Origin of the sequence: Metapseudomonas boanensis, from assembly GCF_018704125.1 — a bacterium.
GTDB classification, from domain to species: Bacteria; Pseudomonadota; Gammaproteobacteria; order Pseudomonadales; family Pseudomonadaceae; genus Metapseudomonas; species Metapseudomonas boanensis.
The window spans coordinates 1-9,457 of sequence record NZ_JAGTIS010000035.1; the positions used below are offsets into that span (position 1 = coordinate 1).

At 64.2% G+C, this 9,457-nt stretch carries 11 protein-coding genes and 2 pseudogenes; 9 read left to right on the forward strand and 4 right to left on the reverse strand.

Features of this window, described 5'->3' with window-relative positions; translation table 11 throughout:
• Positions 1–461: 461 nt before the first annotated feature.
• The 7 genes from J7302_RS25960 to J7302_RS25990 are packed head-to-tail and all read left to right on the forward strand — an operon-like array spanning position 462 to position 6,365.
• Positions 462–980: a gluconate 2-dehydrogenase subunit 3 family protein gene (locus tag J7302_RS25960; protein WP_215381673.1), complete on the forward strand. Its 519-nt coding sequence runs from the start codon at positions 462–464 to the stop codon at positions 978–980.
• Between the two features lie 49 nt (positions 981–1,029).
• Positions 1,030–2,610 carry a GMC family oxidoreductase gene (locus J7302_RS25965; RefSeq protein ID WP_215381676.1) on the forward strand — a complete coding sequence of 527 codons (1,581 nt, stop codon included), beginning with the start codon at positions 1,030–1,032 and terminating at the stop codon, positions 2,608–2,610.
• 21 nt (positions 2,611–2,631) lie between these two features.
• Positions 2,632–3,621, forward strand: a complete 990-nt coding sequence (locus J7302_RS25970) for a thiamine pyrophosphate-dependent dehydrogenase E1 component subunit alpha (RefSeq protein ID WP_215381679.1) — start codon at positions 2,632–2,634, stop codon at positions 3,619–3,621.
• 36 nt (positions 3,622–3,657) lie between these two features.
• Positions 3,658–4,683 (forward strand): alpha-ketoacid dehydrogenase subunit beta, encoded by a 1,026-nt coding sequence (locus J7302_RS25975; protein WP_215381682.1) that lies wholly within the window; start codon positions 3,658–3,660, stop codon positions 4,681–4,683.
• Between the two features lie 3 nt (positions 4,684–4,686).
• A complete protein-coding gene (locus J7302_RS25980; protein WP_215381685.1) occupies positions 4,687–4,920 on the forward strand; it encodes a lipoyl domain-containing protein in 234 nt (77 codons plus the stop codon).
• Positions 4,921–4,923: 3 nt separating this feature from the next.
• Entirely contained in the window at positions 4,924–5,628 is a 705-nt protein-coding gene (locus J7302_RS25985) for a 2-oxo acid dehydrogenase subunit E2 (protein ID WP_215381687.1), read from the forward strand.
• Positions 5,625–6,365 carry a lipoate--protein ligase family protein gene (locus J7302_RS25990; protein ID WP_251702285.1) on the forward strand — a complete coding sequence of 247 codons (741 nt, stop codon included), beginning with the start codon at positions 5,625–5,627 and terminating at the stop codon, positions 6,363–6,365. Before J7302_RS25985 ends, J7302_RS25990 begins: the two co-directional genes overlap by 4 nt.
• A gap of 158 nt (positions 6,366–6,523) precedes the next feature.
• Here J7302_RS25990 and tatA read toward each other — a convergent pair whose 3' ends face one another.
• The 3 genes and pseudogenes from tatA to J7302_RS27220 form a co-directional block, all read right to left on the reverse strand.
• The gene (gene tatA / locus J7302_RS25995) at positions 6,524–6,700 is read right to left on the reverse strand and encodes a twin-arginine translocase TatA/TatE family subunit (RefSeq protein WP_215381690.1); all 177 of its coding nucleotides are present in this window, start codon (positions 6,698–6,700) and stop codon (positions 6,524–6,526) included.
• Between the two features lie 11 nt (positions 6,701–6,711).
• A pseudogene (locus tag J7302_RS27215) lies at positions 6,712–6,879 on the reverse strand (hypothetical protein); the annotation flags it as partial.
• Positions 6,871–7,095 (reverse strand): annotated as a pseudogene (locus J7302_RS27220) (hypothetical protein); the annotation flags it as partial. The pseudogenes J7302_RS27215 and J7302_RS27220, both read right to left, overlap by 9 nt.
• Before the next feature lie 171 nt (positions 7,096–7,266).
• On the opposite strand from J7302_RS27220, the gene J7302_RS26005 reads away from it, so the two are divergent.
• On the forward strand, positions 7,267–7,887 hold the full coding sequence (locus J7302_RS26005) for a VOC family protein (protein ID WP_349814479.1): 621 nt from the start codon (positions 7,267–7,269) through the stop codon (positions 7,885–7,887).
• Between the two features lie 292 nt (positions 7,888–8,179).
• Positions 8,180–8,938: an SDR family NAD(P)-dependent oxidoreductase gene (locus J7302_RS26010; protein ID WP_215381693.1), complete on the forward strand. Its 759-nt coding sequence runs from the start codon at positions 8,180–8,182 to the stop codon at positions 8,936–8,938.
• Between the two features lie 388 nt (positions 8,939–9,326).
• On the opposite strand, the gene J7302_RS26015 is transcribed toward J7302_RS26010, so the two are convergent.
• A partial coding sequence (locus J7302_RS26015; protein ID WP_215378444.1) for an aldehyde dehydrogenase family protein occupies positions 9,327–9,457 on the reverse strand: 131 nt, incomplete at its 5' end.

Here is a 9,457-nt window from a genome sequence, read left to right on the forward strand (position 1 = left end):
CAGCGCTACGTCACGCGCTACAACACCGCCAGGCTCCATAGCTATAACGGGTATCGGTCGCCAGTTGCGATGGAAAGGCTGGCGGCGTGAAGCCTTAACTGGTGTCCAGAATTACTTGACCAGTTCAAGCTGGCTCCTACAGGGGCCGTCGAGGGACACAGGTTCCGTTGTAGGAGCGAGCTTGCTCGCGAAGGGCCGGACAGGTGTAAAGCCTTTGCTCCCCTCATTACACCTGTAAAGGCGGACCCTTTACAGAAAAGCCTCCAACTAACCTGTACTTCGTTTTATAAGAATAAAAAACGTATATAAAACAAAAGCTTGAATTAATTTCGTGCAATTGGCACGCAAGCTGCTCCCTGGCTATCGAGGGGCCGAAAAAGGCCCCGCAAACGATAACAACGAACGCTGGTCACACCTGTCCCCACCTTGCAGCTGTGCCGGCAATAGCCTGGAGCTCTGCCATGCATGACTCACCTCCCCTGGGCGCCTCCCTCAGCCGCAGGCGCTTCATCAGCCTGTCGGGCCAGTCCCTGCTGGTGCTGGGTGCCACCGCCGTCACCAGCCAGTTGATCCCCGTCACCCTGCTTGCCAACGAGGCGTTGCCCGACCTGCCTGCCGGCCTGCTGTGCATGGGCCGCGATATCTACCCCCACGACCGCTTGGGCGACATGCATTACGCCACGCCGCTGGCCGAACTGGTCGGCAAGCAGCCGAAGTTGATCAAGGACGGCCTGAAGGCCCTCCAGGCCCGTGCTCGCGAACGCCATGGCAAGGCTTTCGAGGCGATTGCCAGCGAGGACGACCGTGTCGCGCTGCTGCGTGAGATCGAGACCGGCCCGTTCTTCCGCGAAGTGCGTAGCGCGCTGATGTTCGGCCTCTACGACAACACCGCGCTGTTCCCGCTGTTCGGCTACGAGGGCTCCTCGGTGGAGAAGGGCGGCTACCTCGCGCGCGGCTTCAACGACATCGACTGGCTCTGAACCGTCCTTCTTCGCAGCTCCACCTATTCCAACAATGAGGGTTAACCCCATGGCAGCGAAATTCTCTCAGGACGACGGCGACGTCGTCGTCATCATCGGCTCGGGCGCCGGTGGCGGCACCCTGGCCCATGCCCTGGCCCGGCAAGGCATCCGCACCGTGGTGCTAGAGGCCGGCAAGCGCTATGAGATGTCCGACATCGAGAACGATGAATGGGCCATGTTCAACAAGATCTCCTGGCTCGACAAACGCATCGCCACCGGTGGCTGGGACGTGGCCCGCAACCACCCGAACCTGCCGGCCTGGATCGTCAAGGCGGTCGGCGGCAGTTCCGTGCACTGGGCGGGCGTAGCCCTGCGCTTTCGCGATTTCGAATTCCGCATGCGCACCGAGAACGGCGATATCAAGGGCGCCAACATGCTCGACTGGCCGCTCAGCTATGAGGAACTGGAGCCCTGGTACGTCAAGGCCGAGCAGCACATGGGCGTGACCGGCTCGAGCACCGGCATGCCGTACCACCAGTGGCACAACTCCTTCAAGGTCCTGGCCACCGGCGCCCAGCGCGTCGGCTACAAGGAAATCCAGTCCGGGCCGATGGCGATCAACACCCAGCCTTACGACGGCCGGCCCGGATGCATGCAGATCGGCTTCTGCATGCAGGGCTGCCGCATCGGCGCCAAGTGGTCGACGCTCTACACCGACATCCCCCGCGCCGAGGCCACTGGCAATTGCGAGGTGCGCCCGCAGAGCATGGCGCTGCGCATCGAGCACGACGCCCGTGGCAGGGTCAGCGCGGTGGTCTACGCCGACGCCCAGGGTCGCCAGCAGCGGCAGAAGGCGCGGGTGGTGTGCGTGGCCGGCAATTCCATCGAGTCTCCGCGCCTGCTGCTCAACTCCGAGTCGTCGATGTTCAAGGACGGCCTGGCCAACTCCTCCGGCCAGGTCGGGCGCAACTACATGTGCCACACCACCGCCGGCATCTACGCGGTGATGCCCAAGCCGGTGCACATGTACCGCGGCACCACCTGCGCCGGGATCATCTCCGACGAGTCCTACAACAACACCTCGCGCGGCTTCGTCGGCGGCTACCGGCTGGAAATCCTCTCCCTCGGCCTGCCGTTCATGTCCGCCTTCCTCGACCCGACCCCGCAGGGCTGGGGCCGTGGCTTCACCGCGAAGATGGAGCGCTACGACCACATGTCCGGCGTGTGGTTGTGCGGCGAGGACCTGCCCATGGAGAGCAACCGCATCACCCTCCATGGCACCGAGAAGGACCAGTACGGCCTGCCCATCCCGGTGGTGCACAAGGACGACCACGCCTTCGATAACGCCATGCGCGACCACGGCGTGGAGCAGACCCGCAAGTGCTATGAGGCGGTCGGCGCCACCGAGGTCATCCGCCTTCCGTCCTACCCGGCCAGCCACAACATGGGCACCAACCGCATGAGCGCCAAGGCCGCCGACGGCGTGGTGAACAAGTGGGGCCAGAGCCATGACATCCCCAACCTGTTCGTCTCCGACGGCAGCCAGTTCACCACCAGCGGCGGGCAGAACCCGACCCTGACCATCGTCGCCCTGGCCTTGCGCCAGGCCGAACACATCGGCTCGCTGCTCAACCAGCGCGCTATCTGATCCCCACAAGGAGCCGATCCCATGACCGTACCGAGCAACGCGCAGCGACTCTGGATGTTCGAGCAGATGCTCGTCAGCCGCTACCTGGAAGAGTCCATCGAGCGCATCTACATGGAAGGCAAGACCCCGGTCTTCAACATGGCCAACGGGCCGATCCCCGGCGAGATGCACCTGTCCAACGGCCAGGAGCCTTGCGCCGTGGGCGTCTGCGCCCACCTGACGGCTGAGGACATCGTCACCGCCACCCACCGACCACACCACGTCGCCGTCGCCAAGGGCGTCGACCTGGACGCAATGGTCGCCGAAATCTTCGGCAAGAAGACCGGCCTCTCCGGCGGCCGGGGCGGCCACATGCACCTGTTCGACCCACGGGTGAATTTCTGCTGCTCCGGCATCATTGCCCAGGGCATGGGCCCAGCGGTGGGCGCGGCACTGTCGCGGCAGATGCAAGGAAAGCCCGGCGTCGCCGTGGCCTACATCGGCGAAGGCGCGGCGAATCAGGGCGCCTTCCACGAGACGTTGAACCTGGCCGCACTGTGGAAGCTGCCGGTGGTCTTCGTCATCGAGGACAACGCCTGGGGCATCTCCGTGGCCAAGCAGTCTTCCACCGCCATCGAGCGCAACTACCTGCGCGCGGCGGCCTACGGCATGCCCGGAGTGTTCGTCCCCGGCAATGACGCCGACGCCATCTTCGCCGCAGCGGGTGAGGCCATCGCCCGTGCCCGTGCCGGTGAAGGGCCGAGCCTGATCGAGATCGAAACCCACCGCCTGGCCGGCCACTTCATGGGCGACGGCGAAACCTACCGCCCGGCTGGCGAGAAGGAAGCCTTGCTGCAGAAAGATCCGATCCCCGCGTACCGCCAGCGTCTGCTGGAACTGGGCGTGTTGGACGAAATCACCGCCGCCGGCATTGACGAGTGCGCCCGTGGCCGGGTCGACGCTGCGGTGCGCTTTGCCCGCGACAGCGACTACCCGGCGCCGGAAGAGGCCCTCGACTTTGTCTTCGTCTGAGCCCCACGGCCCCAATCCGAATTCAGGAGCAGCAACATGAGCAGCCCAGTGAAAGAACGCAAACTCACCATCGCCCGCGCCATGGCCGAAGCGGTGGCCCAGGAAATGCGCCTCGACCCGAGCGTCTTCGTGATGGGCGAGGACATCGGCCAGCTTGGCGGGGTGTTCGGCAATACCCGCGGGCTTCATGAAGAGTTCGGCGGTGAGCGCATCCGTGATACGCCGATCTCCGAAACCGCCTTCATCGGCGCCGCCGTGGGTGCGGCCTCCGATGGCATGCGGCCGATCGTCGAGCTGATGTTCGTCGACTTCTTCGGCGTGTGCATGGACGCCATCTACAACCTGATGGCGAAGAACACCTACTTCTCCGGCGGCAAGGTCAACGTGCCGATGGTGCTGATGGCCTCCACCGGCGCCGGCTATTCCGATGCCGGGCAGCACTCGCAGTGCCTCTACGGTACCTTCGCCCATCTTCCGGGCATGAAGGTAGTGGTGCCGAGCAACGCTTACGACGCCAAGGGGCTGATGACCGCCGCCATCCGCGACGACAACCCGGTGATCTACCTGTTCCACAAGGCCCTGCAAGGCATGGGCTGGCTGGGCACCGAGAAGGGCGCCACCGTGGCCGTGCCCGAGGATCCGTACACCGTGGAGATCGGCAAGGCGAAGACGGTGCGCGAAGGCCGCGACGTCAGCATCGTCAGCCTCGGCGCAGGTGTGCACCATGCGCTGCGTGCCGCCCAGCAGCTGGAACAGCAGGGCGTCAGTGCCGAGGTGGTGGACCTGCGCAGCCTGGTACCGCTGGATCGCGAACACGTCATCGCTTCGGTGCGCAAGACCGGCCGCCTGATCGTCGTCGACGAGGACTACCACAGCTTCGGCGTCAGCGGCGAAATCATCGCCAGCGTCGTCGAGCACGACATCGGCATGCTCAAGGCACGCCCGCAGCGGGTGGCCTTCCCCGATATCCCGATTCCCTTCACGCCGCCCATGGAGCAGTGGGCGCTGCCATCCGCCGCGAAGATCGTCGCGGCCTACCAGAACCTGAAGAACGAGGAGTAAACCATGTCGACCCCAATCGTGATTGCCGATGACCTCTGGGAAGGTGACGCCGAAGCGGTGATCACCTCCTGGCTGGTCAGTGATGGTGCTGAAGTCGCCCAGGGCGACCTGGTCGCCGAGATCATGTCCGAGAAGGCCCAGTTCGAGATCGAAGCCCCGGCAGCCGGCGTGCTGAAAATCCTCGAGGAAGAAGACGCGGTGGTCGCCAAGGGCGCGACCATCGCCCAAGTGGAGTGACCCATGGGACAGATGCAAACGCCGCAGGCAGCCGAAAACAGCACGCTGCCGCTCAAGGGCATGCGCAAGATGATCGCGGCGAAGATGAGCGAGAGCCTGCAGACCGCCGCGCAGCTCACCCACCACGCCGAGTGCGAACTCACCGCCCTCCAGGCCCGCCGTGCGCGCCTGAAGGCGGCGGGCAGCCAGGCCTCGTTGCAGGACCTGCTGCTGCACGAGATCGTCGCCACGCTGAAGGCCCACCCGGACCTCAACGCCACCTTGCAGGACAACCTGATCACCCGCCACGCGGCGGTTCATCTGGGCCTGGCCATCCCGCTGCCGGATGACCTGCTAGTGGCCCCGGCGCTGTTCGATGCCGACCAACTCGATCTGGAGGGCCTGGCCAGAGCGCGTCGGGCCTTGGTCGAGAAGGCCCAGGCGGGAAAGCTCTCGGTCAAGGAACTGACCGGGGCCACCGTCACTGTGTCCAACCTGGGGCTGTCGCGAGTGCGCTTCTTCACGCCGATCCTCAACGTGCCGCAGGTGGCCATCATCGGCATCGGCGGCACTCAGCGGCGGTTGCAGCGTGAGGCGGATGGTTCGCTGGTGGAGCGCGAGTTCATCGGCCTGTCGCTGACCTTCGACCATCGCGCGGTGAATGGCGCGCCGGCGGCGGAGTTCCTAGACGACCTGTGCCGGCGGCTCGAAGGAGACGAGCTGCCATGAGCCCGATCTGGCGGCTCAGCGTCGAAGCCGGTCTGGAGGCCGAGCGACAGTTGCTGGATGCCGTGCATGCCGGGGAGGAGGAGCGGGGGCTGCTGTTCTGGCGCCCCTCCGATCGCGCGCTGGTGATGCCGCGTCGGTTTAGCCGATTGCCGGGTTTTCTGGTGGCGGACATCGGCTGCGCGGCCCTCGGATGGCCTATCGCCCTGCGCGATACCGGCGGCGAGCCAGTGCCGCAGTCACCGGCGGTCCTCAACGTAGCCCTGGCCTATGCGCTGCCGGTGGAAGACGACGAGCAGGCGCGGATAGAAAATGCCTATCTGGGCCTCTGCGAGCCGATCTGCCAATGGTTGCGCGAGCTGGGCCTGGTCCCTGGTCTGGGCGAGGTGCCGGGTGCTTTCTGCGATGGTCGCTTCAACGTCACGCTCGGCCGGCGCAAGCTGGTGGGCACCGCCCAGCGCTGGCGCCGGCGGGCGGCCGATGGTCGCCTGGAGGTGCTGGTCCACGGGGCGATCCTGCTGGAAGACGAGCGGGAGACCATGGTCGATGTGGTCAACCGCTTCTACCAGGGCTGCGGCCTGGACCAACGCTGCCGCGCGACGAGCCATGTGGCTCTGGATGAGTGGGTAACGTCGGTCTGGTCGGAGACAGCCAGCCTTGGGAGCTGCTTCGGTACGCCTCGGGAGTCCTGGCTACCGCCGGCGGGTGCGGGGAAAAGCCAGGCGCGTCTCGCGATCTGATTGCGGTTGGCTGGCTCACAGGCTCAGTTGCTCTGACTGTCTGCCTGTGAGCCCCCAGGAGTAGGCCGGGCGGCGCGCTGCTTCAGCCCACGATCGAACTCGCCGGTGGGCTGAAGTGTTTCTGGCGTGTTTTCAGGGCGGCACGACCTGGCCAATGCTCAAGGTCGGTCCTCTTCGGATGGAAGGTGGCGTTCCGTGGCGTCCTCCACGGACCTGCGGAAGCCTTTGATTGCCTCTCCCAGGTCGGAGCCCAAGTGCCGCAGGCGCTTGCCGCCAAACAGAACCAACACCACCAGCAGAATCACCGCCCAGTGTTTCCAGTCAAAGATGCCCATGCATGTCTCTTCTATAGGGATAAGGCGCCTGTCTGCCTATGAGCCTGCTGGTCGGCATGGTACGAGGAACGTACCAAGGGGCCTGCGGCGACGTTCTTGAAGCCCATCTCGGCGCCCTGCTCGGCGAACCAGGTGAAGGTGTCCGGATGCACGAAGCGCTGCACCGGCAGGTGGTTGCGCAGCAGTTGCTTGATGCGCGACACCTCGGGCGAGGCCGCGATTTCCACGCGGATCCAGTCGGGTTTGCGCGGTACATCCTCGGTGGGAATGATCTTCACCGGAATGCGCGCCACCTTCTCGGCGCCGCGTAGCTTCACGCCGATTTCGTCCTTGTCCGGCTTCGCGGTCGTGTGTTGAGACTCCACATGTTTCTCCGATGGGTTAAAGGGATTCATGGGGTTCTCAGCAACAACCGGGCCAGTTCCCAGAAGTACGTGATATCGGGACTTCAGCCGCGATCCGGGCGTGTCCAAAGCGCTTTACACCTGTCAGCGCCTTTACAGGTTGGTGGACGTGATGGAGAGGTAACCTCAACAAAATCAATAGTTTGGCGAGTGGCATTGGTTGTGCTGGAGAGCAAGGGCGGCGCCGTGCGCTGCTCAATCTCTACAACAACAATTCGTCTGGAGAGCTTTATGACTCACCATTGCCGTTCGAACGACAAGCTGCCTGGCATGCGCGGTATGCAGCATATCGGGATCACCGTGCCGAACCTGGCTGAAGCCGTTGCCTTCTTCGTCGATGTACTGGGCTGCGAGCCGTATTTCCGGTTCGGCGAGTTCCGTTTCGAGGACGATTGGATGGAGCGCCACCTCAATGTGCATCCACGAGCAACCATCCGGGACTTTCAGATGGTTCGCTGCGGCAATGGCACCAACCTGGAGATATTCGAGTACACAGCGCCAGACCAGAACCAGCGCTTGCCGCGCAACAGCGATATTGGCGGACACCATCTTGCGTTCTACGTCGATGACATGGAGGCGGCGGTGGCGTACCTGAAGTCTCGAGGTGTGCAGGTGCTGGATACCCCCTCGACCTTCACGGACGGGCCGGCGGCGGGGCTTACCTGGGTTTATTTCCTCGCGCCCTGGGGCTTGCAGCTAGAACTGGTCAGCTTCCCCGAAGGGATGCGCTACGCGGAGGATTCGCAGCGGCTGCTGTGGGATCCGCGCACACCCGATCGATAGTCGGTCGCTGTTGTCCGGCCCGAGCGATAGCGGCTCGGGTCGGGCTCAACGGCTTTCCAGGTCCCGCGCATGCAGGGCGGTCGCTCAGCGTTCCTGGGCATTCGGCGCGACAGTGTCGCAGTACCTCATTCACCGATACAGGGTTGGCTGTGCCGTGCGTGTTCGCGAGCCAGCCAGCTTCTGCCGATGATCGGCGGCAAACTTGACACCTCGTGTACCCGTACGAAGGTTTCCTTTAGCGCCGACTTCACCCTGCGGCGTCTCCTTCCACCCGGCAACCAGGAGCACGACCATGATCCGCAAGCTCGCACTTATCACTGGCGCCAGCCGTGGCCTCGGCAAAAGCATGGCGCAGCACCTGGCCGCCCAGGGCATCGACATCATCGGCACCTACCACAGCAAGCTGGAGGACGCGGAGTCCCTGAGTCGGGAGATCATCGACCTCGGTGGCCACGCGGCCATGCTCCAGCTGGACGTCAGCAAGAGCGCTACCTTCGACACCTTTGTTGCGACCCTTGGTCGGTTGCTGAAGAACGAATTCGGCCGCGACACCTTCGATTTCCTGGTGAACAACGCCGGCATTGGCATCCATGCCAGCTTTACCGAAACCACCGAGGAGCAGTTCGACCAACTGGTGAACGTCCAGCTGAAGGGCCCGTTCTTCCTGACCCAGAGGTTGCTGCCGCTGATCGCCGACGGTGGGCGCATCCTCAATGTCTCCACGGGCCTGACACGCTTTGCCTTGCCGGGCTACGCGGCCTACGCGGCGATGAAGGGCGGAATAGAAGTGCTTACCCGCTACCAGGCCAAGGAGCTGGGCGCACGCGGCATTGCGGTGAACGTGCTGGCTCCGGGGGCCATCGAGACCGACTTTGGCGGTGGCGTGGTGCGCGACAACGCGGAGGTGAATGCCTTCATCGCGGGCAACACCGCGCTGGGGCGTGTCGGCCAGCCGGAAGACATCGGGGCGGCGGTGGCCATGCTGCTCTCGGATGCCGGCCGCTGGATCAATGGCCAGCGGATCGAGGCATCGGGCGGGATGTTCCTCTGAGCAATGGGTAAAGCCCTCAGCCGAATTGGCGGAGGGCTGCTGTACCGGAGGGGCTTGCTTGAGGTGAGGCTCAGGCTGAGGCGTGGGCCAGATCGGCCAGGACGCCGATCAGGATGAGACGGAAACCAAGCAGGGTTTTTCGCATTGTTATTCTCCTGGTGGTTTGGATCGCTTCGGTTGGCACCGATGAATGCGTGCGCATCTGGAGCCTAGTCGACCCTTGGTGGATGTGCTGCGCCAGTTTCGCCACCGGGGCCAGGGCCGTATTCATTGTGGGGGCGAATTCATTCGCTGAGGGCAGCGCAGCTGCCCCTTGGGGGTTCCAGGGCAGGCCTGCGGCCTGCTTGGCGACTGAAGTCGCCCCCACAAGAACCACTGGGCCGGATCGTTAATGCTTGAACATCACATGGCGCACGGCGGTGTAGTCCTCCAGCCCGTACATGGACATGTCCTTGCCGTAGCCGGAATGCTTCACGCCGCCGTGGGGCATTTCGCTGGTCAGCATGAAGTGAGTGTTGA

What these genes read in the sequence shown, in the direction of transcription:
- J7302_RS25960 (WP_215381673.1), top strand. Translation starts at nt 462, where the DNA reads ATGCATGACTCACCTCCCCTGGGCGCCTCCCTCAGCCGCAGGCGCTTC.
- J7302_RS25965 (WP_215381676.1), top strand. Translation starts at nt 1,030, where the DNA reads ATGGCAGCGAAATTCTCTCAGGACGACGGCGACGTCGTCGTCATCATC.
- J7302_RS25970 (WP_215381679.1), top strand. Translation starts at nt 2,632, where the DNA reads ATGACCGTACCGAGCAACGCGCAGCGACTCTGGATGTTCGAGCAGATG.
- J7302_RS25975 (WP_215381682.1), top strand. Translation starts at nt 3,658, where the DNA reads ATGAGCAGCCCAGTGAAAGAACGCAAACTCACCATCGCCCGCGCCATG.
- J7302_RS25980 (WP_215381685.1), top strand. Translation starts at nt 4,687, where the DNA reads ATGTCGACCCCAATCGTGATTGCCGATGACCTCTGGGAAGGTGACGCC.
- J7302_RS25985 (WP_215381687.1), top strand. Translation starts at nt 4,924, where the DNA reads ATGGGACAGATGCAAACGCCGCAGGCAGCCGAAAACAGCACGCTGCCG.
- J7302_RS25990 (WP_251702285.1), top strand. Translation starts at nt 5,625, where the DNA reads ATGAGCCCGATCTGGCGGCTCAGCGTCGAAGCCGGTCTGGAGGCCGAG.
- tatA (WP_215381690.1), bottom strand. Translation starts at nt 6,700, where the DNA reads ATGGGCATCTTTGACTGGAAACACTGGGCGGTGATTCTGCTGGTGGTG.
- J7302_RS26010 (WP_215381693.1), top strand. Translation starts at nt 8,180, where the DNA reads ATGATCCGCAAGCTCGCACTTATCACTGGCGCCAGCCGTGGCCTCGGC.